Source organism: Agrobacterium tumefaciens (assembly GCF_013337285.1).
GTDB lineage: Bacteria > Pseudomonadota > Alphaproteobacteria > Rhizobiales > Rhizobiaceae > Agrobacterium > Agrobacterium burrii.
Genome location: NZ_SUPW01000004.1, coordinates 140,884 through 167,011, shown reverse-complemented (window position 1 = coordinate 167,011; position 26,128 = coordinate 140,884). Strand labels below are relative to the sequence as shown.

25 protein-coding genes are annotated in these 26,128 nt (G+C 57.3%); 15 read left to right on the top strand and 10 right to left on the bottom strand.

Translation table 11 applies throughout. From position 1 onward, the window contains the following. Positions 1-369: 369 nt before the first annotated feature. The 9 genes from FCH38_RS13650 (at position 370) to FCH38_RS13610 (ending at position 9,281) form a co-directional block, all read left to right on the top strand. Positions 370-558 (top strand): Flp family type IVb pilin, encoded by a 189-nt coding sequence (locus FCH38_RS13650; RefSeq protein ID WP_153515266.1) that lies wholly within the window; start codon positions 370-372, stop codon positions 556-558. A 117-nt stretch (positions 559-675) separates the two neighbouring features. After that, positions 676-1,188 (top strand): A24 family peptidase, encoded by a 513-nt coding sequence (locus tag FCH38_RS13645; protein ID WP_153515267.1) that lies wholly within the window; start codon positions 676-678, stop codon positions 1,186-1,188. 125 nt (positions 1,189-1,313) lie between these two features. Next, entirely contained in the window at positions 1,314-2,120 is an 807-nt protein-coding gene (gene cpaB / locus FCH38_RS13640) for a Flp pilus assembly protein CpaB (RefSeq protein ID WP_149898295.1), read from the top strand. After that, positions 2,117-3,700 carry a type II and III secretion system protein family protein gene (locus FCH38_RS13635; protein ID WP_149898294.1) on the top strand — a complete coding sequence of 528 codons (1,584 nt, stop codon included), beginning with the start codon at positions 2,117-2,119 and terminating at the stop codon, positions 3,698-3,700. Before cpaB ends, FCH38_RS13635 begins: the two co-directional genes overlap by 4 nt. Before the next feature lie 56 nt (positions 3,701-3,756). Next, on the top strand, positions 3,757-4,437 hold the full coding sequence (locus FCH38_RS13630) for a CpaD family pilus assembly protein (protein WP_149898293.1): 681 nt from the start codon (positions 3,757-3,759) through the stop codon (positions 4,435-4,437). Between the two features lie 34 nt (positions 4,438-4,471). Further along, positions 4,472-5,755 (top strand): AAA family ATPase, encoded by a 1,284-nt coding sequence (locus FCH38_RS13625; RefSeq protein WP_174374093.1) that lies wholly within the window; start codon positions 4,472-4,474, stop codon positions 5,753-5,755. Between the two features lie 33 nt (positions 5,756-5,788). Further along, on the top strand, positions 5,789-7,261 hold the full coding sequence (locus FCH38_RS13620) for a CpaF family protein (RefSeq protein ID WP_174374092.1): 1,473 nt from the start codon (positions 5,789-5,791) through the stop codon (positions 7,259-7,261). Positions 7,262-7,276: 15 nt separating this feature from the next. After that, on the top strand, positions 7,277-8,281 hold the full coding sequence (locus FCH38_RS13615; protein WP_149898290.1) for a type II secretion system F family protein: 1,005 nt from the start codon (positions 7,277-7,279) through the stop codon (positions 8,279-8,281). 10 nt (positions 8,282-8,291) lie between these two features. Further along, entirely contained in the window at positions 8,292-9,281 is a 990-nt protein-coding gene (locus FCH38_RS13610) for a type II secretion system F family protein (RefSeq protein ID WP_153515270.1), read from the top strand. 93 nt (positions 9,282-9,374) lie between these two features. Here the strand turns inward: FCH38_RS13610 and FCH38_RS13605 are convergent, their stop codons facing one another. Beyond that, positions 9,375-10,199, bottom strand: a complete 825-nt coding sequence (locus FCH38_RS13605) for a tetratricopeptide repeat protein (RefSeq protein WP_236776612.1) — start codon at positions 10,197-10,199, stop codon at positions 9,375-9,377. 241 nt (positions 10,200-10,440) lie between these two features. Here FCH38_RS13605 and FCH38_RS13600 point away from each other — a divergent pair, with 241 nt between their 5' ends. Then, positions 10,441-11,835, top strand: a complete 1,395-nt coding sequence (locus FCH38_RS13600) for a leucyl aminopeptidase family protein (protein WP_174374091.1) — start codon at positions 10,441-10,443, stop codon at positions 11,833-11,835. A gap of 44 nt (positions 11,836-11,879) precedes the next feature. Here FCH38_RS13600 and pncB read toward each other — a convergent pair whose 3' ends face one another. The 8 genes from pncB to FCH38_RS13555 form a co-directional block, all read right to left on the bottom strand. Further along, positions 11,880-13,184 (bottom strand): nicotinate phosphoribosyltransferase, encoded by a 1,305-nt coding sequence (gene pncB / locus FCH38_RS13595; protein WP_046799208.1) that lies wholly within the window; start codon positions 13,182-13,184, stop codon positions 11,880-11,882. A gap of 200 nt (positions 13,185-13,384) precedes the next feature. Continuing rightward, positions 13,385-13,744, bottom strand: coding sequence for a hypothetical protein (locus tag FCH38_RS13590; protein WP_149898286.1), 360 nt, complete (start codon positions 13,742-13,744; stop codon positions 13,385-13,387). 95 nt (positions 13,745-13,839) lie between these two features. After that, a complete protein-coding gene (locus FCH38_RS13585) occupies positions 13,840-14,691 on the bottom strand; it encodes a C40 family peptidase (protein WP_174374089.1) in 852 nt (283 codons plus the stop codon). Between the two features lie 17 nt (positions 14,692-14,708). Continuing rightward, on the bottom strand, positions 14,709-15,053 hold the full coding sequence (locus FCH38_RS13580; protein WP_149898284.1) for a MarR family transcriptional regulator: 345 nt from the start codon (positions 15,051-15,053) through the stop codon (positions 14,709-14,711). Between the two features lie 368 nt (positions 15,054-15,421). Further along, entirely contained in the window at positions 15,422-16,528 is a 1,107-nt protein-coding gene (locus tag FCH38_RS13570; RefSeq protein WP_149898282.1) for a DUF475 domain-containing protein, read from the bottom strand. A gap of 292 nt (positions 16,529-16,820) precedes the next feature. Then, entirely contained in the window at positions 16,821-17,738 is a 918-nt protein-coding gene (locus FCH38_RS13565; protein ID WP_236776613.1) for a DMT family transporter, read from the bottom strand. Positions 17,739-17,861: 123 nt separating this feature from the next. Continuing rightward, positions 17,862-18,743, bottom strand: a complete 882-nt coding sequence (locus tag FCH38_RS13560) for a LysR family transcriptional regulator (RefSeq protein ID WP_149898281.1) — start codon at positions 18,741-18,743, stop codon at positions 17,862-17,864. Further along, positions 18,740-19,057 carry a putative quinol monooxygenase gene (locus FCH38_RS13555; protein ID WP_174374086.1) on the bottom strand — a complete coding sequence of 106 codons (318 nt, stop codon included), beginning with the start codon at positions 19,055-19,057 and terminating at the stop codon, positions 18,740-18,742. Before FCH38_RS13555 ends, FCH38_RS13560 begins: the two co-directional genes overlap by 4 nt. A gap of 168 nt (positions 19,058-19,225) precedes the next feature. Here FCH38_RS13555 and FCH38_RS13550 point away from each other — a divergent pair, with 168 nt between their 5' ends. The 3 genes from FCH38_RS13550 to FCH38_RS13540 all read left to right on the top strand — a co-directional run bounded on the left by FCH38_RS13550 (position 19,226) and on the right by FCH38_RS13540 (position 23,080). Next, the gene (locus tag FCH38_RS13550; protein WP_174374085.1) at positions 19,226-20,722 is read left to right on the top strand and encodes a CoA-acylating methylmalonate-semialdehyde dehydrogenase; all 1,497 of its coding nucleotides are present in this window, start codon (positions 19,226-19,228) and stop codon (positions 20,720-20,722) included. 227 nt (positions 20,723-20,949) lie between these two features. Continuing rightward, positions 20,950-22,020, top strand: coding sequence for a YjgN family protein (locus FCH38_RS13545; protein ID WP_153515279.1), 1,071 nt, complete (start codon positions 20,950-20,952; stop codon positions 22,018-22,020). Continuing rightward, entirely contained in the window at positions 22,010-23,080 is a 1,071-nt protein-coding gene (locus FCH38_RS13540) for a M48 family metallopeptidase (protein ID WP_174374084.1), read from the top strand. The genes FCH38_RS13545 and FCH38_RS13540 overlap by 11 nt, the downstream gene beginning before the upstream one ends. Before the next feature lie 46 nt (positions 23,081-23,126). Here the strand turns inward: FCH38_RS13540 and FCH38_RS13535 are convergent, their stop codons facing one another. Continuing rightward, the gene (locus tag FCH38_RS13535) at positions 23,127-24,176 is read right to left on the bottom strand and encodes a Fe(3+) ABC transporter substrate-binding protein (RefSeq protein WP_174374083.1); all 1,050 of its coding nucleotides are present in this window, start codon (positions 24,174-24,176) and stop codon (positions 23,127-23,129) included. Between the two features lie 173 nt (positions 24,177-24,349). On the opposite strand from FCH38_RS13535, the gene rirA reads away from it, so the two are divergent. Both rirA and FCH38_RS13525 read left to right on the top strand, forming a co-directional pair. Then, positions 24,350-24,820, top strand: coding sequence for an iron-responsive transcriptional regulator RirA (gene rirA / locus FCH38_RS13530; protein ID WP_142840815.1), 471 nt, complete (start codon positions 24,350-24,352; stop codon positions 24,818-24,820). A 170-nt stretch (positions 24,821-24,990) separates the two neighbouring features. Further along, positions 24,991-26,037 (top strand): AbrB family transcriptional regulator, encoded by a 1,047-nt coding sequence (locus tag FCH38_RS13525; protein ID WP_174374082.1) that lies wholly within the window; start codon positions 24,991-24,993, stop codon positions 26,035-26,037. The last annotated feature ends 91 nt before the right edge of the window (positions 26,038-26,128 follow it).

The following is a 26,128-nucleotide window of genomic DNA, read 5'->3' as shown; positions in this document are numbered from 1 at the left end:
ATGCGCGGTTTTAGTGAATGAAGCGTTAAATGGCGAGAGTACACGATGTGGGCAGTAACCATGCACAGTTGAAGTCATTTTTCGCCCCAACCGGTCTGCATCAAAATTGGACATATATGTTCCATTGAGGGAGTAGCTTTCCAAAAATGGGAATTCCCTCGCAGCGGAATATATTTGTTTATCAGCAAATATAAAAATACGGGCAATACTTTTTATCTTTGTTTACCAAGAGAAACTCATCATGCCGTTTACTTTAGATTAAGCCTTTTTTTTAAGTGCTTGGAAATCGCTCGGATGTAGTTTGAACGCAACCGAACAACGGAAAACAGTTGTCGGCGTGCTGAACCAAACAAGAGTTAGGAGATACTCATGACCAAGATTTTCGCTCGTTTCCTCAAGGACGAATCCGGCGCCACGGCAATTGAATATGGCCTGATCGCCGCGCTTATTTCCGTTGCAATCATCGGTGGCGCAACGACCGTCGGCAGCCAAATCGGTACACTTTTCAAGAACATTGGGACGAAGATGACGACTGCCGCCACTGCATCTGGAAAGTAATTTCCGCATAATTTTGTAGATGGCCGCCCCTAAAAAAGGGCGGCCATCTTGGTATTTTCAGGCAACCTCCCTGCGTTGTTGCCACTCTTTTACCAAATCCTCTGTAGGATTAATCCGATGGTCGTAGCAGCAATTTTTCTGACCTTGCCTTTGTGCCTCGCTTTTGCTGCGCTGAACGATCTATTCAGCATGACCATACCGAACAGAATACCGCTCATCTTGCTAGTTTGCTTCCTTGTGATCGCACCGTTTACGGGCATGGAATGGCAAACTTTCGCAATGAGCATTGCAGCGGCGGCGGCTGTTTTTTTTGCCTGTTTTACGCTCTTCGCGGCCAATGTGATGGGCGGTGGGGACGCCAAATTGTTGACCGCAGCTACGGTCTGGTATGGATTCAACTCTTCGCTTATCGAATTCCTGCTCGGGGTTACCGTCATAGGTGGCGTATTAACGCTTGGTATCCTGCTTTTGCGATCACGCTCGCAGGAAATCATGGCGATCGGCATTCCCATTCCGGATTCCCTGCTGGTGGCAAAAAAAATCCCTTATGGCATCGGCATCGCCATTGCCGGCCTTCTGACCTATGGTGAGGCGCCGCTTGTAAAGGCCGCCATCGCCAGTCTTTCCTGAACGAGTTACAGTGTTCACGGATTAAAGGCCCATTAACCACAAATCCAAGCATAATATTAACCATAATTATACCAATCACACGCCATCCTGAGGGGAGAGCAACCTGATTCCCTCAAGGATCGAGCATGAAACCGTCGCGTATCGTCATTCTATCCGTTGCCCTGGTCGCTGCCGGTCTTGCCGGTCTCGTCGCCATGCAGATTTCCGGCGCAAAGCAGGTCATCGAAAAAGCGGAGACGATTATCCAGAAGGAACCGACGGTCAATGTTCTCGTTTCCTCCGTCAACTTGCCCGTCGGCAGCCGCCTGAACGATAGTTCAATGCGCTGGACACCATGGCCGCAGGGCAATGTCGTCGATAATTTCATAACCGAAGCAAAAAACCCGAATGCGATCACCGAACTCACCGGCGCTGTTGTGCGGTTGCCCCTGTTCGAGGGTGAACCGGTACGACCGGAAAAAGTCGTCGATTCCAGCACCCGCATCATGTCTTCGCTTCTGCCGGCTGGAAAACGCGCCGTCGCCACGGAAATTTCCGTCTCCACCGGCGCCGGCGGTTTCGTGCTTCCGAATGACCGGGTCGATGTCATCATGGTTCGCAAGGGCGATAACGGCAATTTCCTCACTGAGAATGTTTTGAACAATGTCCGGGTTCTCGCAATCGACCAACAGATAAAGGAAGGCGAGGACGGCATTTCCGCCGTCGTCGGTGCGACTGCAACTCTGGAACTGACCCCAGAACAGGCGAAAATCATAACGGTGGCGCAGCAGATGGCGGATCGCCTCACTCTTGCTCTGCGCTCGATCGCCGACGCGCAGGAAAACGATACGCTTTCAGCGGGCTATCTTCTCAACGGCGGCTCCGGTCAGCCGGAAATTCAGGTGATCAAGTCCGGATCGATCGTCAAGGGCAGTCAAGGAGCATCACAATGACCGGGGGGTTCATGACAAGGCGTGTTAAAAAACACCTGCGTTCATCGATGCTGGGCGGGCTTGCATTCTGCGTAGCTTTTTCAGGCATTCCAGGCCCGCATTCGCCTGAATTTCTGCGCCTTGGCGAAGCTGCGGCACAAAGTGCAAGTATCGTGCGGATTACCGAGAGTGGGTCAGGCATCCGCAAACGCCTGAAGCTCGGCCTCAACAAGGCGCTGGTCATTGATCTGCCTGAGGATGCCCACGACATTCTCGTTGCGGACCCAAGCCTTGCCGATGCCGTAACACGCACTTCGCGCCGTATTTACCTCTTCGGAAAAACGGTGGGACAGACCAATATTTTCATTTTCGGTGAGGGCGGTCGCGAAATCGTCAGCCTCGATCTTGAAGTAGAGCGCGACATCTCCGGTCTTGAGGCGAATATCCGCCGTTTTATTCCCGAGTCGGATATCAAGGTGGAAATCGTTTCGGACAACATCGTCCTTACCGGATCTGTGCGCACGCCGCAGGATTCTGCGCGTGCCGTGCAGCTCGCCGACGCGTTTCTGAAGGGCGGGGAAGCCACCACCCGCAACATATCACTCACCGGCGGTGACAATGGCGGCGATGCGGCTATTTTTGCCGAACGACGCCAATTATCGCAAATCGTCAACATGTTGACGATCGAGGGCGAGGATCAGGTAACACTGAAGGTGACTGTCGCCGAAGTCAGCCGGCAGGTGTTGAAACAGCTCGGCTTCAATGGTTCCATCGGCAGCTCGACAAGCAATAACGGATTTGAGTTCTCAAATCCGTCCAATCTTGGGAATGCAATTAGCACTGCCTCGCGAATAGCCAGCGGTTCAATAGGTTCCGGCTCTCTGAACTTTGCCAGCTATCTCAACGCCATGGAGCAGGCCGGTGTCGTGCGTACCCTTGCGGAACCTAGTCTCACCGCCATCTCCGGTGAACAGGCCAAGTTCTATGTGGGGGGAGATTTCCGGATCGCCGGAACCCAGGAAGTTACGCTCGACAAGGATACAAATACTCCGACCATCACCCGCGAAACGGAAACAGTCGACTACGGCATCACCCTGAATTTCAAACCCGTGGTGCTTTCACCGGGAAGAATAAGTCTCAAAATTGAGACCAATGTCTCCGAGCCGACCTATGAAGGCAACGTGGTAACCGGCAACTATGGGCGGAACATTCCCGGCTCGACCTATATGTCGGTCCGCAAGCGCGAAACCTCCACAACCGTCGAACTTCCGTCCGGCGGATCGATCGTGATCGCGGGTCTTGTTCAGGACAACGTCCGTCAGGCCATGTCCGGACTTCCGGGCATGTCGAAAATCCCGATTTTCGGCACGCTTTTCCGCAGTAAGGACTTTATCCGCAACGAAACGGAGCTTGTCATCATCGCCACGCCTTATCTGGTGCGGCCTGTTGCGCGCAACCAGATTGCCCGGCCGGATGACAACTTCAACCCGGAAAACGATGCCGCCATGTATTTCATGAACCGCGTCAACAAGGTCTATGGCCGAAAAGACCAGGTCCAGGCAGCGCCCTATCAGGGATCAGTGGGGTTCATCTACAAATGACGACACGCGCGCGAAATCTCCTCTTCAGAGCAAGCCCGATCAGGGCAGGAAACGTCATGCCGGAAATAACCCCCTCTTCTTCTCTCAGACGGGCCGGTCTCGTCTCCATGGTTGCGCTCGCCGCCGGCCTGCTGCAAGGCTGCGCACGCGATCCGCTGACGACCAATGCCATTCCCGATGATTATCGCACTCGCCATCCGATCACCCTGTCGGAAGCGGAGCATTCGCTGGATATTCCGGTTTCGGCGGGCGACAACCGGCTGACCACCGCAGTGGCGGATAACGTCCGTGGTTTCGCCCAGAATTATGCCTCCATGTCGACCGGTATCATCAATATTCAGACACCGTCGGGATCGGCCAATTCGGCGGCGGCCTCAAGAATGGCGAAGCAGATCCGCTCTACGCTTTCCGGTGCTGGCGTACCCTCGGGCAAAATCATGGAAACGCGTTATGCGGCATCCCCGAATGGCGACGCCGCGCCCATCCGTCTGAGTTATGTCGCCGTCACCGCCATGACCGGGCAATGCGGTCAGTGGCCCGAAGACCTTTCGGACAACACCTTTGCCAACAAGAACTGGTACAATTTCGGATGCGCTTCGCAGAGTAATCTCGCCGCGCAGATTGCCAATCCCATGGATCTGGTCGGCCCGCGGGGCATGAGTCCGATCGATGCCGAGCGCCGCGCGGTGGTCATTGACGCCTACCGCGGCAAGAGCACGACGGCGGCGACGGACTGATGCGGTTCCAACATTTGTTACGGCAGGATAGACGATGAGCGCTGTAGAATACGATATCAAGTCAAACAGCGGCACTGACGCCGAAGCGCCCGTTCGCGCCGGCGATATGGATCGCCTGCGGCCCCTGCCCCGCATTTCCGTCCATGCCTTCTGTGTCAGCGACAATATGCAAGGCGTCATGGACGCATTGTCCGGTGACAGGCGCATGAGCAAGGTGACCCTTCGGGTGACCAAGGGGGATATCAACGCGGCAGCCACGATGTTTTCCGCCTCACCCACACCCAATCTCATCATTCTGGAGACGGCAAGCGCACCCGCTTCGCTGCTGGATGATCTCGCCCCCCTGGCGGAAGTTTGTGACCCCACCACCCGTGTCATCATCATCGGCCGACACAATGACATCACGCTTTATCGCGATCTCATCCGTAACGGTATTTCTGAATATCTTGTCGCCCCCGTCACCATGGCCGATCTGCTTGCCTCGATCGCGACGATCTTCGTCGATCCGGAGGCGGAACCGCTCGGCCGCAACATCGCCTTCATCGGCGCCAAAGGCGGGGTTGGCTCGTCAACGATCGCGCACAATTGCGCCTTCGGCATTTCCACGCTGTTCGCTACGGAAACAATTCTGGCCGATATGGATCTTGCCTATGGCACCGCCAATATCGATTTCGATCAGGACCCTGCCCAAGGCATGGCGGAAGCCGTGTTTTCGCCGGAGAGGCTGGACGAGGTGTTTCTCGACCGCCTTTTGACGAAATGTTCCGACCATCTGTCGCTCCTGGCGGCGCCTTCGCTTCTCGACAGGACCTATGATCTCGATCGTCAGGCTTTTCTGCCTATACTCGAGGTTCTACAGCGTAGTGCCCCAGTTGCAGTCCTCGACCTTCCCCACCAATGGTGCGATTGGACGCGGGCAGTCCTTGCGGAAGCAGACGAGGTGGTGATTACGGCCGTTCCGGATCTCGCAAATCTGCGCAACACGAAGAACCTGTTCGACGCACTGCTAAAACTGCGGCCCAACGACAAGTTGCCACACCTCATTCTCAATCAGGTGGGTGTGCCAAAGCGCCCGGAGATCGCCCCGACGGACTTCTTTGAGCCGCTGGGAATCGAGCCCATCGCAATCATACCATTCGATACCCAGCTGTTCGGCAATGCCGCCAACAGCGGACGCATGATCAGCGAGATGGATGAAAAATCCCAAATCGCGGAAACCTTCTCACAGATCGCCCATACGATTACGGGCCGCACCGTGCTGCGCAAAAGCAGACGCGGCGGCCTGGACAAACTCAAGAATATTCTCAAGCGCAAATAGGGTGTGCCCCTGCGCCTTTAGACGGAAACGCCGATGTTCGGAAAACGCGGGTCTGAAGGCCCAGCCAGAAGCACAAAGCCGGATCTGGCCGCAGCTGTACCCATGCAGGCGGCGGTGGCGGCCGAAACTCGGCCTCTTGCGATCGACACGCTGGAGCCCGGCCAGTCGCCCGCAGCGCGACAGGTCAACGCGGCATCGCAATCGCCGCAGAAAAAACGTGCCCGCACGGAAGATTATTACAATACCAAGAGCCAGGTTTTCTCCGCGCTCATCGATACGATCGACCTTTCGCAGCTCGCCAAGCTCGACGCGGAGAGCGCTCGCGAGGAAATTCGCGATATCGTCAACGATATCATCACGATCAAGAATTTCGCCATGTCGATTGCCGAGCAGGAAGAACTGCTCGAAGATATCTGCAATGACGTTCTCGGTTACGGCCCGCTGGAGCCGCTTCTCGCCCGCGACGATATTGCCGATATCATGGTCAACGGATCCGGCCAGACCTTCATCGAAGTCGGCGGCAAGACCATCGAATCCGACATCCGCTTTCGTGACAATGGTCAGCTGTTGTCCATCTGCCAGCGTATCGTCAGCCAGGTCGGCCGACGCGTGGACGAATCGAGCCCGATATGCGACGCCCGCCTGCCGGACGGATCGCGCGTCAACGTCATCGCGCCACCGCTCGCCATCGACGGGCCGGCGCTGACGATCCGAAAATTCAAGAAGGACAAGTTGACGCTCGACCAGCTGGTGCGTTTTGGCGCAATCACGCCCGAGGGCGCGACCTTGCTCAAGATCATCGGACGCGTCCGCTGCAATATCGTTATCTCCGGGGGCACCGGCTCCGGCAAGACCACGTTGCTCAACTGCCTGACAAGTTTCATCGACAGGGACGAACGAGTCATCACCTGTGAGGACACGGCTGAACTGCAATTGCAGCAGCCGCATGTGGTGAGGCTGGAAACACGCCCGCCGAACATCGAAGGTGAAGGCGAGATCACGATGCGCGATCTGGTCAAGAACTGCCTTCGTATGCGCCCAGAACGCATCATCGTCGGCGAAGTGCGCGGACCTGAGGTTTTCGACCTGCTTCAGGCCATGAATACCGGTCACGACGGCTCGATGGGGACGCTCCACGCCAACACGCCGCGCGAATGCCTCAGCCGTATCGAGTCGATGATCGCCATGGGCGGCTTTACCCTGCCGGCCAAGACGGTGCGCGAAATTATCTCCGGATCGATCGATATCGTCGTTCAGGCGGCGCGCCTGCGTGATGGCTCCCGCCGGATAACGCAGATCACCGAAGTGATTGGCATGGAAGGCGATGTCATCGTTACCCAGGATCTGATGCGATATGAAATCGAAGGCGAAGATGCGCAGGGCAAGCTGATCGGCAGACATGTTTCGACGGGCATCAGCAAACCGCATTTCTGGGATCGCGCACGCTACTACGGCGAAGAGAAACGTCTTGCGGCAGCGCTCGATGAAATGGAAAAGACAGCCTAAGGGAAAGCGACTGCCATGGACTCTACAATCCTGTTACTGGCCGTGCTTGTCGCCATTTCGGCAGGAGCGCTGGCTTATGCCTTCCTTTTCCAGCAGATAGAGGTCGAAAAAAAGACCACCAGCCGCTTCAAGCGGGTCAAGGCCGCCGAAACGGATCACGCCAATATCAAAGCCGCACGCGACCGTGTCCAGGAACTCGGCAAACGCCGTAAATCCATGCAGGACAGCCTGCGGGAAATGGAAAAAAAACAGAGTGAAAAGGCAAAAAAGGCAAAGAATGTCGGTTTGCGCGACAAACTGGTTCAGGCTGGCCTGCAGCTTTCGATCCGCCAGTTCTACCTTCTGAGCGCAGGTGCGGCGGTTGCCTCTGGTTTCGTCGCAATTCTCTATGGTCTGTCGCCGCTTATCGCTCTGCTTATAGCAGTGGTCGCGGGATTGGGCCTGCCACGATGGGTATTGGGGTTTCTTCTCAAGCGGCGGCAGAAGAAATTCCTGGAGGAATTCCCCAATTCGCTGGACGTCATGTGCCGGTCGATCAAATCCGGACTTCCGTTGAACGACGCCGTGCGATTGATCGCATCGGATGGCCAGGAGCCGGTGAAAACGGAATTTCAGCGGGTCGTCGATGCACAACAGGTCGGCATTTCCATTCCGCAGGCAATCGAGCGTATGATGCTGACCATGCCGCTGTTCGAGGTTAGTTTCTTCGGCACCGTCATCACCATTCAGGCCCAGGCGGGCGGCAATCTTTCCGAAGCGCTGTCCAATCTTTCCAAAGTCCTGCGTGACCGCAAGAAGATGCGCGCCAAGGTGAATGCGCTCTCAATGGAGGCGAAAGCCTCCGCGGTCATCATTGGGGCGCTGCCCTTCATCGTCATGACGCTGGTGCACTTCACGTCGCCCGATTACCTGTCTGTGCTTTTCACCGACTTGCGCGGGCACATCATTCTCGGAGCATCCGGCATCTGGATGCTGATTGGCATTTTCATCATGCGTCAAATGATCAATTTCGATATTTGAGGGCGGGGCCATGACAGGAAATCTCGTTTCCCGCCTGACGGATCCGCAGACGATCATTGCCATTCTGGTCACGCTTGCGGTTTTTGCCACCCTTTACACCCTCATCATGCCGTTCTTCGAGCGAAAGGACTTCAACAAGCGCATGAAAGCGGTGTCGACGGAACGCGATGTTATCCGCAGCCGCGAACGCGAGCGCCTCGCAACGACCTCCAGAGACGGAAAAACCTCGTTGCGCGGCAATAACAACAAATCCGCGCGCCGCATTGTCGAAAGGTTCAATCTCCAGGAAGCACTTGCGGACGCGAATACGATGAACAAGCTGCGTGCAGCGGGTTTTCGTTCACAGAATGCGCTCAACACATTTCTCGCCGCGCGGTTCGTCCTGCCATTCGCCTTTCTTGCCATTGCCGTTACCTGGGTTTTCATTCTGGGAAACCTTGCCGACAAGGCCTTTGTCGTCAGGCTGATGGCGGTTCTGCTTTTCGGTTATATCGGGTTTTACGCGCCGAATATCTACGTTTCCAACGCCATGACAAAGCGGCAGGGGTCGATCAAGCGTGCGTGGCCGGATGCGCTGGATCTGATGCTGATCTGCATAGAATCCGGTGTCTCGATGGAAGCCGCGATGCGCCGTGTTGCGGAAGAAGTGGGCGAGCAGTCACCTGAACTGGCGGAGGAAATGATGCTGACGACAGCGGAGCTCTCCTTCCTTCAGGACAGGCGCATTGCGCTCGAGAATTTCGGTATGCGCACACAGCTGGATGGTGTCAAAAGCGTGGTGCAGGCGCTTATCCAGGCGGAGCGCTATGGCACGCCGCTGGCTCAGGCGCTACGCGTTCTGGCGCAGGAAGGCCGTGACGAGCGCATGAACGAGGCCGAAAAGAAAGCCGCCGCGCTGCCACCGAAACTGACCGTGCCGATGATCATATTCTTCCTGCCGGTGCTCATCGCCGTCATTCTCGGGCCAGCCATCATCCGGGTTATGGATACATTCAAATAAAGAAAAACCGCCGGCATTTTGCGCGGCGGTATATTCCGATCCCTGCTGGCAAGATCGCAGGTCCGCTCATACCGGCGGCCATACCTAACCCTATCAGCCTGCAGGCTTTGCGTCTTTTTTCGCCAGTTGCTGCCAGGAATTCTGCTGCGAGAGCATCGCACGCAGATAGGTGAGATTTGCCTGCGCCTGCTGCGGGGAAAGCTCCTGAACCGCGATACGCTCGGCTTCGGCGAAACGTCCCTGAAGACCCACAACAAGCGCGAGGTTCTGGCGAACGCGGCTATCGGCGCCGGGCTGCGAGATGGCGGATTGCAGATATGTCTCGGCGGTGCGGGGATCGCTCGACAGGACATAGGACATGCCGAGGTTCGAAAGCACGCTTGGATCGTTCGGCTTGAGGTCGAGCGCCTGACGGTATCTCGAGCGGGCCTCGTTCGAGCGGCCCAGTTGGTCAAGCACCGCGCCTTCGGCGGAATAAAGGCGCCAATCGGGTCGGTCGGGGGTCTGCGCCCGCTGTATGGTCGACAACGCCTGCTCCAGCTGGCCTGCAGCCGCCTGCGCCTTGCCATAGGCGGCAAGTACATCGCGATCCGCCGGGTTGGCGATGGCGATCTGTTGCATGACGGCAAGCGCCTGCGTGTTCTTGCCCGTCATCATCAGAACGCTGGCATAGTTCATGCCAACTGACTTGTCCTTGGGGCTGCGTTCATAGGCTTTGCCGGCGGTCTCTTCCGCCTGCCGCAGCTGGTCCATGTTCAAATGGTCGTAGGAACGCGTGGCCGTGGGAATTGAGCCGGTCGACATGCGATCAGGCTTGTTGGTGCTCGCACATCCGGAAACGGCCAATACCAGCGCTACCAGACACGTTCCCCGCAGCAACCCGGTCCGTCCTGTTTCGCCCAAAGAAAAAGCAGTCATGGCAGCGCCCCCGCCCAAAAATGATCGATCTTGCGCCCGACATACGACAGACTCACATGACGCAACTTTCACTAAAGCAATAATCTGTTAACCCTAACAGAGCGTTAATCGCACCGATTCACGACACTGGAGCGCCGCGTCCGAGAGGGCGTAAAAGGCCGCTCCGGCACTTTGAAACTGCGCATCGTTCCTGTCGAAAATCATTCCGATTTTCGGGCCGATGCACCAACGGAAGCATACAATGGCGCCCTATCAGTTCATCGAACGCCCCACCCCCTTCAGTTCAAAAGCCGGTAACACCTTGCCGGTTTTCGCCGTCACGCCAGCCCATATCGAACAGGGCGCCATCGATCCTGTCGCTCTGGACTGGGCGAAAAAGGCGGGGTTCAAGGCAGAAGCAGGCGCCATCCTGCTCGTGCCTTCCGCCGACGGTTCGCTGGGTGGCGCGCTTCTTGGGCTTGGCGGCAATCCATCCGAAATTCCCTTCATAACCGGGAAACTCGCCCGTGAACTGCCGGAAGGCGAATGGCACATCGAAACCGCGCCCTTGACCGCCAACCGCCTGGCGCTCGGCTTCGGCCTCGGCAGCTATCGCTTCGACAAATACAGAACCAACAAGACCAATGGGGCAAAGCTTCTCATTCCGCAGGATGCGGAAGACGGTGAGATCAAGCGCATTCTGGCCGGCGTTTTCCTTGCGCGCGATCTCATCAATATACCAGCCAATGACATGGGACCGGATGAGCTTGAAATCGCCTTCCGTGCCCTTGCCGCTCACTATAAGGCAAAGGTCAGCGTCACCACCGGCGACGATCTATTGAAGGAAAACTTCCCGCTGATCCACGCCGTTGGCCGCGCCAGCGAAAGCGCGCCGCGCCTCCTTGAGATGAACTGGGGCAAGAAGGGCAATCCGCGTCTTACCCTCGTCGGCAAGGGTGTCTGCTTTGATACCGGCGGTCTCGATATCAAACCCGCTGCCTCCATGGCTTTGATGAAGAAGGATATGGGCGGAGCGGCCAATGTTCTCGGTCTTGCACTGATGATCATGGATGCGAAGCTGCCGGTCGATCTTCGTGTGCTTGTACCAGCCGTCGAAAACTCCATCTCTTCCAATGCCTTCCGCCCCGGCGACATCTACAAAAGCCGCAAAGGACTGACGGTGCAGATCGACAACACCGATGCGGAGGGACGTCTCGTTCTAGCGGATGCTCTAGCCTATGCCGATGAAGACGCGCCAGACCTGATGATCGACATGGCGACGCTGACGGGTGCCGCCCGTGTTGCTCTCGGCCCGGATTTGCCGCCTTTCTATACCGATGACGAAGACCTGGCCCATGACATCGCGGAAGCCAGCATCGATATCGACGACCCGCTGTGGCGGATGCCGCTCTATATGGGATATGACAAGGATATCCGCTCGCGCGCAGCCGACATCACCAACGCGCCGTCAGGCGGCATGGCCGGTTCGATCACCGCAGCCCTGTTTCTCAAGCGTTTCGTGACCAATACCAAGCGCTGGGCGCATTTCGATATTTACGGCTGGTCGTTGAGCGAGAGGCATCACTCGTCGATCGGCGGCGAGGCGCAGGGTATCCGGGCGCTGTTCCATTACATCGCCCATCAATTCGCGAAGTAATTTGCTTCCACGGGCGCTTCGTTCACCGGACCGCCCAGTCTCGATTAAACCAGAACCTTCTGTTCCTTATGGTCTTCCTCGCCGAAGAACTTCAGGTAACGCTCCACTTCGGCCGGTTCGCCCGTCGCCTTTTGCGGATTATCCGAAAGCTTGACCGCCGGCCGGCCATTGGCGTCGCTGACCTTGCAGACGATGGAGATCGGCTTGAGGCTGGCGATGGTCTTCGGTGCGCAGCCGGCAAAATCATTGGTCAGATTGGTGCCCCAGCCGAAACTCATGCGCACCCGGCCTTCGAAATGCCGGTAGGTGTCGATAATGGCGTTGACGTCGAGACCGTCGGAGAAGATCAACATCTTCTTGCGCGGATCGCGGCCCATCTTCTGCCACCACTCGATGATCTTTTCGCCGCCTTCGATGGGCGGCGCGCTGTCTGGACGGAAACCAGTCCAGTCAGCCACCCATTCCGGCGCATTGCGCAGAAACGCTGCCGTACCGAAGGCATCAGGCAACACGATCAGCAGGTTGCCGCCATAAAGCCGGTTCCAGTCCTTCAGAACCTGATAGGGGGCGGCGGCCAGTTCCTCGTTCGTCTGGGCAAGTGCTGCAACGACCATCGGCAATTCATGCGCGTTGGTACCCACGGCTTCGAGATCGGAATCCATGGCGAGCAGGACATTGCTCGTACCCGTGAAAGCCGGTCCAATGCCTTCCTTCAGCGCCTCGACGCACCAGCGCTGCCACAGGAAGCTGTGGCGACGGCGGGTGCCGAAATCGGAAATGCGCAGGCCCGGCAGCTCCCGCAGCCGTTCGACCTTTTCCCACATCTTGGCCTTTGCGCGGGCATAAAGGACATCCAGCGTGAAATAACCGAGTGAGCGCATGGCGCTGCGTGAGCGTAGTTCATTGATGATCGCCAGCGCCGGAATTTCCCAGAGCGTCGTATCCATCCAGCGGCCATGGAAGTTCAGCTCATACTGCCCGTCACGCTTGAAAAGCTCATATTCCGGCAATTGATAGCTCGAAAGCCAGGAGAGGAATTCCGGCTCGAAAATCTGCGAACGACCGTAAAAGGAGTTACCCGCGAGCCAGATATTTTCCTTCTTGGAGAGACGCAGGGTGCGCGCGTGATCGAGCTGCTCGCGCAGTTCCATCTCATCGATCTCTTCGGCCAGCCGCACCGTCTTTGTGCGGTTGATCAAGGAAAATGTCGCGTCGACTTCCGGATAGAGTTTCCAGATCATCTGCAACATCAATAGCTTGTAGAAATCCGTATCGATCAGGCTGCGGACGATCGGATCGAGCTTCCAGGTGTGATTGTGGACACGGGTGGCTATATCGGTCTTCGTCATGCTCGCATTCCCCAACATCGGCCGAGACCCGACGTCACCCCGTACCTCGGCAGGTCTCAACCTGTCATGGCAAAGACTTATCTGAAAAAGCGACAACAAGTCCAGAGCACCGACGGCAGAGGGCCTTAGTTTTGCTCGCGCATCAGATTTTTCGAAAAGCGTACTGCACTTTTCGAGCAGAGGCGCTCAATCCCTTTGCCTCAGAAGGTCGGGTCGACGGGATTGATGCCGGGATACCAGTCCTTCGAGACCGGATTTCTGCCACCGAAGCTGGAAATGCCGTTTTCATCCGTGCAGCGATAACCCTGAACGGGAAGTCCCCGGCTGCCGAAAACATCGCGGTAGGCGCCGCGGGAATATCCGGTTCTTCCAAGTTCGCTGTGGCAGGTATAACGGACCTTGGGCTGCAGCGTGCGTGGGTCTTTGACGCCGGGCAGGTTCGCATAGGCATCGGGCGCCGGGGCAAAGCCATTCTGGAAAACGGTCTGCGCCTGCGCCGAGGCGCTCAATAGAACCGCCGTCAGAAACGCTGCCAATTTTGTCGCCGTTTTTGTCTTCATCGATGCCGATCCCGTACCATCCTTCATCCGATGTAGGCCGTTGACGGCCTTCCTACAAAGGGCGGGGCGGGCACGATTTCGTGAAAACGGCTTTCTCAGCCTTCCAGACGCCGAAAAGCCGTCGGCTTTTCATAAAGCCAGCCGATACGCTCGATGGCCGCATCGAGATTTTCGCGTGCGACATTCATCGTATGGCCATTGGCGTGTAACAGCGTTTCCTCGTTTTCCATGAGGCCGACATGGCCCTTCCAGAAAACAAGATCACCGCGGCGCAATTCGTCGCGCTCTATCTCCACGCCGAGCGACTTCACCTGCATGTCGGTATCGCGCAGAACCCGCCGGCCCGCCATTGCCATGGAAAGCTGCACGAGGCCGGAACAATCGATGCCATGGCCGGAGCGTCCGCCCCACAGATAGGGTGTCTCGATAAAGCGCAGTGCTATCGCCACATAATCCTCTTCGAGAGCATCACCGACTGCACGGCAATGGGCGGCGATGATGCCCTCACCTTTTTCAGTCATCAGATAGCGGGTACCGCGCGTCTCGGCCTCGCCGACGATGCGAACAAGGCTGCCCATGGAAAGCGCCGCGACCGGCGGCTTGCGCAGTTCAGCGGCAGGATAGAGAAAGGTGCGCGGCGCGACGACACGATGGGTGGCGGCAACGACATCCCCGATAGCGGTTTCCGGCAGGTAACCCGCGTAACCATCGGCATCCGCCTGCACCCATGCCCAGCCGTTCGCTTTGTCGAAAACACGAACAGTTTCGCCAAACAAAAGCTCCGTATCGATACCGGAGGCTAAGTCTGGCGTCGGTCGCAGGCCAATGACGGGAACGGCGACTTGCGCGGGAGAACCACTGACGAAACGGTCGGCCTGCACCACACCTTGCAGTTTTTCATCGGCGAGGTCAGAGCGGAAGACATTCAGGCGGCGGTCAAGCATCATGGGTTTCACGTCCAAAGTTAGATCTTACGCGCCTGATCAATAATCAGATCGCCGAATTTTTCCAGATAGAGCGCACCTGTGACGGTGCGTTTTATCACAACATTGCGTCTGTCCCGCTCATCCCTCACCCTGTCGACCAGCCCGAGCGCACCGAGACTATCAAGTGCGCGGGTGATGACCGGCTTGGTCACGCCCAGCATTGCTGCGAGACCGCGAACGGTGTGCGGCGGCGGCACAAGATAAATCTGCAGCAGAATGGCGGTCTGACGCAAGGTCAAATCCGGCGCATCGGCTTTGACCTGCGCCATGGAGAGGCGATGCCAAAGCCCCAGGGCCTCCGTGGGCGAAAGTTCTGCAGGCAAGCCGGTCAACCTTCCAGTCGTTGTCCTATCGTTTTCCAGCAACGGAAGGCAAAACTCAAGAACCATACGGCCACAAACAAAACCGCCGCGCTGTTGTGGACCTGACAGGTCGAACAGCGCGGCGGTGTTTTTGGACCCGTTTTTCGGGCTTCCCACGTCCCCTCTGGACTTAAAACAAGAGAAGCAGGAAGCGTGCCAGTTTTATTGCGGCGCACAAATACGAGAAAAAACAACCACTTGCCGTGCAATAGCGGTGCCATGGCTAGATTTTCTGCAAACGACGATTTGCAATAGAAATAAGCAAACAGGAATTCAGTGCTTAAAAACTGCCTTCCGCCGCAACAGCGGAAGGCAAGGATCGTTCGGGATCAGATTTCCGCCCCACGGGCCGCATCAGCGGCATTCGCACCTTGCTGCCGGTTATGCCGGATCGACGACCAGAGCGAAATACCGATCAGGGTCGCACCGCCAAGACCGGTGATGACCTCCGGTATATGGAACATGGTCTGCACATACATGATGACCGACAGGATAAGGATCGCGTAAAAAGCGCCGTGTTCCAGATAGCGGTATTCGGCAAGCGTTCCCTTCTCAACCAGCATGATCGTCATCGAGCGCACATACATGGCGCCGATGCCGAGGCCGATGGCGATGATGAAGAGGTTCTGGGTCAGTGCGAAAGCACCGATCACGCCGTCGAAGGAGAAGCTGGCATCCAGCACTTCGAGGTAAAGAAACGCACCGAAGCCACCTTTTGCAGCCCCTTGCAGCACTTCCTGGCTACGGTCGAGAATACCGCCGACGACTTCCACCAGGAGGAAGGTCAAGAGACCCCAAACCGCCGAATGGAAGAAGGTGTTGGCCGCGACCGGACCGAGTTCCGGATTGTCACTGGCGCCGATGATGCGGGAGAAGACCAGCATGACGACCAGCACGAAGGCGATTTCGATACCCTTGACGGAGGAATAGGTCGCAGCCTTTTCCTCGATCCAACGCACCCAGTGCACGTCCTTTTCATGGTCGAAGAAGAAGTTGAGACCGACCATCATCAGGAAGGTGCCGCCAAAAGCCGCAATCGGCAGATGGGCGTCACGCATGATTTCCGCATAACGTTCCGGTTGCGTCGCCGCCATGACGATTGCCGTCCAGGGGCCGACATTGGCGGCAACGACCACGATCAACAGCGGGAAGACGATACGCATGCCGAAAACGGCAATCAGGATACCCCAGGTCAGGAAGCGGTGCTGCCACACCGGCGTCATATCCTTGAGCTTATTGGCATTAACGATGGCATTGTCGAAGGACAGCGAAATTTCCAGCACGGCAAGCACCGCGCAGATGAAAAAGATCGTCGCTGTGCCACTGACCGTTCCGGTCATTTCCCAGCCGAGATAACCGCCGAGGATCAAACCGACGATGGTGACGATAAAAGCCCACTTGAAGTAGGAAAGCGTGGTTTTCTGGGCGGCGCTCATGTCCGGTCACCTCCGATAACGAGGACGTTCACGGGCAGATGCAGAGCATCAGCCCGCACGCAGAAAGCACGCGCGCGAAGCACATTCAGGTTTTTCATAGTTTTTAATCCGCCGGCCAATTTTGCAGGCGGTACCGACATCGCGAGAGCGCCGTAAAACTCTCGCCAGAGGGGCCCGGCACCTTTGTTTCCTCTGTCCATGCGAGACATATGATCGCAGGACCTTCTCTTACTCCCTGAAGATCACGTCTTCGTCAAGTCCTGTGATGATTGCCGCGGCAGACAAAACAGGATCAGACCTGCTCTGCAGCCAGTCTTTCAGCGATTTCGCGGCGGCGCTTGATGGTATTTTCGCGAAAGAAAATATAGAGACCGGATAGAACGATCAGGCCTGCGCCGACGACGATGCTCGCCTGCGGTACGTCGCCGAAGAACAGCCAGCCGAAGATAACCGCCCAGAGCAGCAAGGTATATTGCAGCGGCGCGACGGTCGCAGCATCGGCAAGCTTCAGAGCCCGGTTGACCAGCACGTGCGCCGCCATGGCGACAACGCCAAGCAGGCTGAGGAACGCCAGATCGAAGCTGGACTGCACCGGCAACCATCCAGACGGCGTCAGGAAAACCGCGACAATCCCCGCAATGGCCGCGCCGATGATCTGCCAGAAGGCGAGCACGGTATCGGGCGTGTTGCGTAGCTGGCGTCCGGACAACATCATGAAAGCGAAGGCCGCACTGCCGAGAATGGAGAACAGCGCGGCGGAGGTCAGGCTTGCCGAACTGGGTTTCAGCGCGATGAGAACGCCGACGAAACCGATGGCGATGGCCGTCCACCGGCGCCAGCCAACCTTTTCCCCGAGCAGAAATGGTGCCAGAGCCGCTACATAAATCGGCGCTGCCAGCCAGTAGGTCATGACATCTGCCAGCGGCAGGCTGGCAACCGCGAAATAGAAACAGAAAAGCTCTGCGGTGGAGAAGAAGACACGCGCCACCTGCAGTCCGGGCCGCTCGACCTTTACGAGGCCGGAAAGGCCTGCTCGCCAGACGATGGGAACGAGGATGACAAGGGCCGCAGCACTTCGGATCAGGATGACCTGCCCCTGGCTATAGGTCGATACCAGCCATTTTCCCATGGCGTCGTTCAGCGCAAAAAGCAGCATTCCAAGCAGCATGACGGCCACGCCGAGGCCAGTCGGCGAAAGCTTTCGTATCATATTCGGCATGTCAGGTTCCGTCCTCTCCCATTGGCTGCATTGGTCGTCCAGCCGGCCATCATTTGTCAAGCCCGGAGCGCCTGCCGTGAGCAATAATATTACTAATAGATCGGCCTATCGACCTCAGGTGAAGATTCCTCGCTCTTCGGCAACGAGTTCCTGAAGAAAATCCACGACGGTGCGGACACGAACCAATTGGCGGGCGGATTCGTGATAGGCTGTCCAGTAGGACCTGATGATACCGAGATGCGGCATGATCCGCAGAAGTTCAGGATACTGCCCGGCAATGTAATTGTGCAGAATGCCGATGCCCGCCCCCGACCGGACCGCTTCCGTCTGGCCGGTGGCGCTGGAGATTTCAAAGGCGGCATCCCAGTCGCGCATGATCTCACCAGTGAAGTTCAGGGAAGGCGAGAAGATTAAGTCCTCCACGTAACCGATCCGACGATGGCGCTTGAGCGCTTCGACATCCGCCGGCGTTCCATATTCGGCCAGATAATCCGCGGAAGCATAAAGCCCGAGCGAATAATCGGTGAGCTTCGAAAACATCAGCCTGCCCTGCTCCGGCCGCTCGATGGTGATCGCGATATCGGCCTCGCGCTGCGACAAAGAGAAGGAGCGCGGCACCGGTACAAGCTGGATTTTCAGGTCTGGATAACGGGCCGTCAGGCGACCAAGCCGTGGCGCGAGAAAGGAGACACCAAGACCATCCGGCGCGCCGATGCGCACCGTTCCAGCCACCGCTGTGTCGACACGGCCGAGATTGGCCTGCGCATTCAGCATTTCGGTTTCCATGCGCTCGGCAGCGCCCAAAAATCGCTGACCCTCCTCGGTCATTTCGCAGCCATTCGTCCGGCGGATAAACAACTGGGTCTTCAGCGCCTGCTCCAACAGCGTCAGCCGCCGAGAAAGCGTCGCATGGTTCAGACCGAGCCGTTTCGATGCGGCTAGAATCTGCCCGGAGCGGGCAACGGCAAGGAATATGCGGACGTCATCCCAATTCATGGCTTGCTGCGCATCATTACGGGTTCAACTTCGATCAAAGTCAGCGATGTCACCATTCCCGCCACCCCCTCTTTATATTTCAGGAAATGCGGCGTCTGCAGATGCGCCTCATATGCCGCCTGGTTCGCATAGATTTCGAGGATGCGAATCTTTTCCGGGCTGCCTTTGATCGCCACCGCATTTAATGCAAGCACGCCATTTTCAAGACGGACAGAAACCTCGATCTCCTCTGCAAGCAATCTGCGATAGGCTTCCAGATGGGTCGGATCGATTTCTATTTCAGCCATCCTCACGACAGGTTCATCGCTTGCCATCTTTTGACTTTCTTTTTTGACTGGCGAACTCGCCATGCCGGATCAGGAAACGCCTCAAAATGCTCATCGGGCTTTAATTTACGCACAACGGTTTCTTATCCGAGTTCATTGCTTTGTACAAATTCAAGTGCAATGCTGCACCCATCAAAAAATCGCGGAGGATTACCCATGAAGGAAATCGGTCATTTCATTAACGGCAAGCATGTGCCCGGCACCAGCGGCCGCACATCTGATGTCTACAACCCGGCGACCGGCGAAGTGCAGGCAACCGTTGCGCTTGCGAGCGACGCCGAACTGCGCGCCGCCGTTGAAAGCGCCAAGGCTGCACAGCCGAAATGGGCTGCCACCAACCCGCAGCGCCGCGCCCGCGTCTTTTTCAAATTCGTCGAACTTCTGAACCGGGACTTGAACGAGCTGGCTGTGCTGCTTTCCAGCGAACATGGCAAGACTGTTGAGGATTCCAAGGGCGATATCATTCGCGGCCTTGAAGTCTGCGAATTTGTCTGCGGCATTCCGCATCTGCAGAAGGGTGAATTCACCGAGGGCGCTGGCCCAGCCATCGACATGTATTCGATCCGCCAGCCAGTCGGCATCGGTGCCGGCATCACGCCGTTCAACTTCCCCGGCATGATCCCGATGTGGATGTTCGCACCGGCGATCGCCTGCGGCAACGCCTTCATCCTCAAGCCTTCCGAGCGCGATCCGTCGCTGCCGATCCGCCTTGCCGAACTGATGATCGAAGCCGGTCTTCCCGCCGGTATCCTCAACGTCGTCAATGGTGACAAGGGCGCTGTCGATGCCATCCTCACCGATCCCGATATCGGCGCGGTTTCCTTCGTCGGCTCGACGCCGATCGCCCGCTATGTCTATGGCACTGCCGCGATGAACGGCAAGCGCGCGCAGTGCTTCGGCGGCGCGAAGAACCACATGATCATCATGCCGGATGCCGATCTCGATCAGGCGGTGAACGCACTGATGGGTGCGGGTTACGGTTCGGCCGGCGAGCGCTGCATGGCCGTTTCCGTTGCGGTTCCGGTCGGCGAAGAGACGGCCAACCGTCTCATTGAGAAGCTCATCCCGCAGATCGAAGCGCTGAAGATCGGCCCCTATACCGACGACAAGGCCGATATGGGTCCTCTTATCACCAAGGAAGCGCAGGCACGCGTTCAGGGACTGATCAACAGCGGCGTCGAGCAGGGTGCGAAGCTTCTGGTCGATGGCCGCGACTTCAAGCTGCAGGGCTATGAAGACGGCTACTTCGTCGGCGGCTGCCTGTTCGACCACGTCACGCCTGATATGGACATCTACAAGACGGAAATCTTCGGACCGGTTCTGTCCGTCGTGCGCGCCAAGAATTACGAAGATGCGCTGGAACTGCCGATGAAGCATGAATATGGCAACGGCGTCGCGATCTACACCCGTGACGGCGATGCCGCCCGCGATTTCGCAAGCCGCATCAACATCGGCATGATCGGCATCAACGTTCCGATCCCGGTTCCGCTTGCCTACCACTCCTTCGGCGGCTGGAAAGCCTCGAGCTTCGGTGACCTTAACCAGCACGGTACGGATTCGATCAAGTTCTGGACCAAAACCAAGACGATCACCTCACGCTGGCCCTCCGGCATCAAGTCGGGTGCGGAATTCGTCATGCCGACAATGAAATAAGCCGAAAAGCCTGTAACCAAAACAAAAAGCCCCGCTGCGAAAACAGCGGGGCTTTTTTGATTAAAAAGATTACTAAAAAAATCAAGTTTCTTTCGTCAAAATAATTCCACTTAAAGCTGTTATCGCGTAAGAGAGCCGTTGCGGCGTGGGGACGCTGCCAATCGACGACTACGGGGAAGCCTGCAAACTCAATCTGCCCGGAGAGGGGCATGTCATGAGGGACTACTATGAGTGAAATCTCAGTCAGCGCGGATCAGCGTGCACTCGAACGTGGCTCGTTCAGTGGAAATGCCAAGGAATATTTTGGAATCTGGATCGTCAATATACTGCTGACGATCGTCACGATCGGCATCTACTCCGCCTGGGCAAAGGTACGCCGCAAGCGTTATTTCAATGGCAATACCGTGCTGGCCGGCCGCGCTTTCGGTTATCACGCCACCGGCGGGCAAATCTTCAAGGGTCGGTTGATTGCATTTGCCTTCATCGTCGTCTCGCAGCTTGTTGGCCTCATCCATCCGTTTCTGGTCTTCGTGCCGGCGATCCTGCTGATGATCTTCTTTCCCTGGCTAATCACGCGCAGCATTCGTTTCAATGCGCGGGTGACGAGCTATCGCAATGTCCGTTTCGATTTCGTCGGCACTGCGGGAGGCGCCTTCGTCTCCATTCTGCTCGGCAGCCTCGTCGCGCTTTTCTCCTTCGGCATTCTGGCGCCACTGTCCAGCCGCTGGGCAAACCGCTACATTTTCAGCAACCTGCGTTACGGTGACCGGCCTTTCAGTGCCGATCCGAAGCTCAGCGCGCTTTACCGGGTCTGGATCATTCCTGCGATCATGGTGGTGATTGGCAGCATCGTGGTCGGTTTCTTCGGCATTGCCGCCTTTGCGGCCAATAGTGCGATCCTCGAAGACGAGACGGCCGCCATGGTTACCGCGCTTGCCTCCCTCTATGTCGGCCTTTTCGGCGCATTTTTGGTTTATGGCCTCGCGGGCGTCGTCTATCGCACCGGCGTTCGCAACGTCGTTATTTCGTCCATGCTGCTGGATGGAAAGCACGACCTGCACAGCGACCTGCATCGCGGGCGCTACCTCTGGATCGTCATCTCCAACCTTGTTGTCACCGTTTTCACACTCGGCCTGATGCGGCCATGGGCGGCGGTGCGCGAAGCGCGTTACACCGTGGAGCGCACCGCGATCCGCTTCAACGGCGATGTGGGCGAGGTCCTTTCTTCGATGGAAGCGACGGGGGCCGCCGTCAGCGCCGAATATATGGATATGGAAGGTTTCGAATTTGGTTTCTGATACCGGAGAGACCGTTTCGGGCGAGTGGCATGCCGCTCGCTCCAGCCTTTCCAGCGCCGCCAGGCTAAAACTTGGCGGCACGGTCCTTCTCGTGCTCGACGCGAAGGACAAACACGTCAGAACCCAGGCCGAGATAAAAACGGTCGAGATCAGCCACCGGGTCGGCGCCATTCCCCGGGAGTTGCATTTTCCCGATGGTTCGCTGTTCGAAACACGTGACAATGACGGCGTGGACAGATTGCTGCACGCGCATATCGCCAGACGTACCGGCGTCGTGCACTGGCTGGAACAGTTCCGCCCGCGATTGATCGGCATCACCGCCACCGCCGTTCTTCTGGCCTATGGCACCTACAAGCTGGCGCTTCCCGCGCTCGTCGAACTGGCAGTCGCGGTCACCCCGCCGATCGTTCCGCAGATCATGTCTGCCAGTACCATGCAGGCCTTCGACCAGACAGTCTTCTCCGCAAGCGAACTACCGCAGGAGGAGCAGGATGCCATCCGCGCGGAATTTGCCCGGATCGTCGCCCATGCGCAGGGTTCGCCCGAGGACTACAAGCTGAATTTCCGCAAGGGCGGTTATATCGGCCCCAATGCCTTCGCGCTGCCGGATGGAACGCTGGTACTGACGGATGAGCTGGTGGAGCTGGCAGGTGACGACAGGCAGATGATCACCGGCGTTCTCGCGCATGAAATCGGCCATGTGGAATATGAGCACAGCCTGCGACAGCTTTACCGCGCAGCCGGTGTCGCCGGTCTCGTCATGCTGATTGCCGGCGATGTGGGTTCAGCCATGGAAGATATTCTCACACAGGGTGGCGGTCTTCTGGCGCTATCCCATTCGCGCGATGCCGAGCGGCAGGCGGACGAGCGCTCGGTGGAACTGATGCGCAAGGCCGGGCTCGACCCCACCGCCATCGAGCGCTTCTTCGCGTTGCTTGAGGAAAAACTGGGCGACAAGGGCGGCACCAGCATCGTCTCCACCCATCCGGGAACACCGGAAAGGCGTAAAGCAATCCTCGATTACAACGCTTCACTCGATAACAAACCGGCGGGCAACTGACCCCCCGATAATCCCGGTACTTGAGTTGAATGCCTTGAGAATGGCGTCAGTTGGTCGGACCGTCGTTGAAACCCACTTCGTCCACCAGTTCGGACGCCTGCTTGCGATGAGCGGCAATGTCCGTCAGCGGCAGCTTGTCCGGATTGATGGGGCCAAAGCCCTTGACGACATCGGACGGCTCGGCACCCGGCAGCACCGGATATTCAAAGACCTGCTTGGCGTAGATTTCCTGCGCCTCGCGGGACGCCAGGAATTCCATCAGCTTCAGCGCATTGTCCTTGTTGGGCGCATATTTCGTTAGCGCCATGCCGGAAATATTCACATGCGTGCCGCGGTCGCCGGCATTGGGGAAGATCACCCGCACCGATCCCGCCCACACTTTTTCTTCCGGCTCCTGATCATTGGTCAGCATCAGGCCGACATAATAGGTGTTGCCGAGCGCGATGTCGCATTCGCCGGAAAAGATCGATTTCGCCTGGCTGCGGTCGGTTCCATCCGGCTTGCGCGCGAGATTGTTCTTCAGCCCGGTCAGCCATGTGCGGGTGTAATCAACGCCATGATGGGCGATCATCGAGGCGATCAGGGCAATATTGTAGGAATGCTGGCCGTCACGAATGCAGATCTTGCCCTTCCATTTCGGGTCGGCAAGCTCCTCATAGGTGATGTCCTTCTGGGTCACCCGCTCCTTCGAGGCATAGACCACCCGGCCGCGCGTCGTCAGGCCGAACCATTCGCCCTGCGGATCGCGCAGATTGGCGGGGATGTCCTTTTCGATCACTGGATCGTTCAGAACCGACTGCGTGACGCCGCCTTCTTTCGCCTCGACGAGACGGGCGATATCAACCGTCAGCAACAGATCGGCGGGCGAATTGACACCCTCGGCCTGGATGCGCTCCACCAGCCCCTTATCGAGGAAAAGAACATTGGCCTCTATGCCCGTTTCTTTCGTGAAGGCATCGAGCAGCGGCTGGATCAGCTCAGGCTGGCGGTAGGAATAGACATTCACCTCGCCTTCCGCAAAAGCTGCGGGCGCACCGGAAAAGATCGTCAGCCCTGAAAAAACGGCAGCGGAAAAATACGATTTCAAGCTTGCCATTACGAATGCCTCCATTACATTCAGATTCTTGACTTGTTTGTTCATGAATCATTGAGGCGGTCAACAAGGCTGTTCGAGAAATATCGAATGGCCGCCAGTTTTTTCGGTTTCTGGAATTGTTCTAAACTGAAAAAGAGACTATATAACTCCACATTGAGAGTTAGGAGACCAGCATGCGTTTGACCAAACAGACCAACTATGCCGTTCGCATGTTGATGTATTGCGCTGCGAATGAAGGCAAGCTGAGCCGCATTCCAGAGATCGCCAGAGCTTACGGCGTATCTGAGCTGTTCCTTTTCAAAATCCTGCAGCCGCTCAACAAGGCGGGCCTCGTGGAAACCGTGCGTGGCCGCAATGGCGGCGTGCGGCTCGGCAAGCCTGCCGAAAAGATCAGCCTGTTCGACGTGGTGCGCGTGACCGAAGACAGCTTTGCCATGGCAGAATGCTTCGAGGACGGCGCCGTTGAGTGTCCGCTTGTGGATAGCTGCGGCCTGAACTCGGCGCTGCGCAAGGCGCTCAATGCCTTCTTCGATGTTCTCGCGGAATATTCGATCGACGATCTCGTCAAGGCGCGCCCGCAGATCAATTTCCTGCTCGGAATCGATACGGAAATGCCGAAGGCCATGACCCTTCCCGCCGCCTGATCACGCGAATAGCAGAACAGCGAAAGCCAAAGCCCGTGCCCACAGGTCGCGGGCTTTTCTTTTATAAACTACTCTTGAAATATAATATTTTTGGCGAGGCAGGTTGACGCCGCCAGACGAAGCGGCGCATTTGGTCGCGAGCTTTTTTGAAGCAAACAATCAGCGTCGCAATGATCATCAAGCCTGAATTCCATACATTTGCGCTTACCGCCCTTGTCGGCAGCATGGGCGCACTGCTTGCCAGCCTTCTCCATGTTCCCGCCCCCTTCCTTTCCGGGCCGGCGCTTGCCGTAACTATCACCGGACTGGCGGGCGTAAGGCTTGGAGTTCCCTCCTTCATACGCAACGCCTGTTTCGTCGTCGTCGGCATATCGATGGGAACGAGCGTAACGCCCTCGGTCATCGATGCGGCAAAGACATGGCCACTGAGCTTCGTCGTGGTGCTCGTCGCCGTCGTCATCATGCTCTATGTCGCCTACTGGATTCTGCATTACGGCTTCGGATACGACCGGACGACGGCGATGCTGGGCGCCTCCCCCGGTCACCTCAGTTATATCATCAGCCTTGGGGCGGAAACGAAAAGCGACCTTGCGACCGTCAGCATCGTGCAAAGTGTCAGAGTGCTGGCGCTGACGCTTTCCGTGCCGCTGATCGTCGAATATTTCGATCTGGTCAGCACCGAACCGCTGATCACCAATCCGCCAATGGGTCTGCTAACGCTGGCGCTAACCATCGCCGCATCGCTTCTGACCGGCTGGCTTTTCCTGCGCTGGAGATTTCCGGCAGCCCTGCTGCTCGGCGGCGTGGCCGTTTCCATCGGAACGCACATTACCGGCCTCACGCAGGGCGGTGTTCCCACCTGGCTCAGCCTGCCGGTCTATGTGCTGATCGGCTGTCTCATCGGCACGCGTTTTTCCAACGTATCGCTGATGGAAGTGCGCAAGGGTTTTCTGGCCGGCTTCGTCGTCACCATCGCCGTAATGGTGATCGCCGGCAGCATCGCCTGGATGATTTCCAGCGTCACCGGCGTTCCGCTCAATGCCGTGATGATCGCCTATGCGCCGGGCGGCCTCGAAACCATGGCGGCCATGGCGGTGATGATGCATGCCGATACCGCCTATGTCGGCTCCCACCACGTCATAAGGCTTCTGTTCCTCTCCGTTCTCATGCCGCTCGTCATGGGCAAGGACGCCCGCAAACGGAACGACAGGACCTGACGGCAGCAGACCGGATGACCAGCGCGAAAAATCCGGAGGGCATGCAACCATTTCTCCTCCCGGCCGTTCCTGTTTGGCCGCAATTGCGGCG

Excerpts from the sequence above, each read along its gene's own strand:
- FCH38_RS13625 (WP_174374093.1), top strand. The coding sequence starts at position 4,472 with ATGAGCGCTGTAGAATACGATATCAAGTCAAACAGCGGCACTGACGCC.
- FCH38_RS13645 (WP_153515267.1), top strand. The coding sequence starts at position 676 with ATGGTCGTAGCAGCAATTTTTCTGACCTTGCCTTTGTGCCTCGCTTTT.
- FCH38_RS13545 (WP_153515279.1), top strand. The coding sequence starts at position 20,950 with ATGAGTGAAATCTCAGTCAGCGCGGATCAGCGTGCACTCGAACGTGGC.
- FCH38_RS13570 (WP_149898282.1), bottom strand. The coding sequence starts at position 16,528 with ATGAGCGCCGCCCAGAAAACCACGCTTTCCTACTTCAAGTGGGCTTTT.
- FCH38_RS13590 (WP_149898286.1), bottom strand. The coding sequence starts at position 13,744 with ATGAAGACAAAAACGGCGACAAAATTGGCAGCGTTTCTGACGGCGGTT.
- FCH38_RS13525 (WP_174374082.1), top strand. The coding sequence starts at position 24,991 with ATGATCATCAAGCCTGAATTCCATACATTTGCGCTTACCGCCCTTGTC.
- FCH38_RS13600 (WP_174374091.1), top strand. The coding sequence starts at position 10,441 with ATGGCGCCCTATCAGTTCATCGAACGCCCCACCCCCTTCAGTTCAAAA.
- cpaB (WP_149898295.1), top strand. The coding sequence starts at position 1,314 with ATGAAACCGTCGCGTATCGTCATTCTATCCGTTGCCCTGGTCGCTGCC.
- FCH38_RS13560 (WP_149898281.1), bottom strand. The coding sequence starts at position 18,743 with ATGAATTGGGATGACGTCCGCATATTCCTTGCCGTTGCCCGCTCCGGG.
- FCH38_RS13550 (WP_174374085.1), top strand. The coding sequence starts at position 19,226 with ATGAAGGAAATCGGTCATTTCATTAACGGCAAGCATGTGCCCGGCACC.
- FCH38_RS13620 (WP_174374092.1), top strand. The coding sequence starts at position 5,789 with ATGTTCGGAAAACGCGGGTCTGAAGGCCCAGCCAGAAGCACAAAGCCG.
- FCH38_RS13615 (WP_149898290.1), top strand. The coding sequence starts at position 7,277 with ATGGACTCTACAATCCTGTTACTGGCCGTGCTTGTCGCCATTTCGGCA.
- FCH38_RS13565 (WP_236776613.1), bottom strand. The coding sequence starts at position 17,738 with ATGATACGAAAGCTTTCGCCGACTGGCCTCGGCGTGGCCGTCATGCTG.
- FCH38_RS13535 (WP_174374083.1), bottom strand. The coding sequence starts at position 24,176 with ATGGCAAGCTTGAAATCGTATTTTTCCGCTGCCGTTTTTTCAGGGCTG.
- FCH38_RS13610 (WP_153515270.1), top strand. The coding sequence starts at position 8,292 with ATGACAGGAAATCTCGTTTCCCGCCTGACGGATCCGCAGACGATCATT.
- FCH38_RS13635 (WP_149898294.1), top strand. The coding sequence starts at position 2,117 with ATGACCGGGGGGTTCATGACAAGGCGTGTTAAAAAACACCTGCGTTCA.
- pncB (WP_046799208.1), bottom strand. The coding sequence starts at position 13,184 with ATGACGAAGACCGATATAGCCACCCGTGTCCACAATCACACCTGGAAG.
- FCH38_RS13630 (WP_149898293.1), top strand. The coding sequence starts at position 3,757 with ATGCCGGAAATAACCCCCTCTTCTTCTCTCAGACGGGCCGGTCTCGTC.
- FCH38_RS13605 (WP_236776612.1), bottom strand. The coding sequence starts at position 10,199 with ATGACTGCTTTTTCTTTGGGCGAAACAGGACGGACCGGGTTGCTGCGG.
- rirA (WP_142840815.1), top strand. The coding sequence starts at position 24,350 with ATGCGTTTGACCAAACAGACCAACTATGCCGTTCGCATGTTGATGTAT.
- FCH38_RS13650 (WP_153515266.1), top strand. The coding sequence starts at position 370 with ATGACCAAGATTTTCGCTCGTTTCCTCAAGGACGAATCCGGCGCCACG.
- FCH38_RS13555 (WP_174374086.1), bottom strand. The coding sequence starts at position 19,057 with ATGGCAAGCGATGAACCTGTCGTGAGGATGGCTGAAATAGAAATCGAT.
- FCH38_RS13585 (WP_174374089.1), bottom strand. The coding sequence starts at position 14,691 with ATGATGCTTGACCGCCGCCTGAATGTCTTCCGCTCTGACCTCGCCGAT.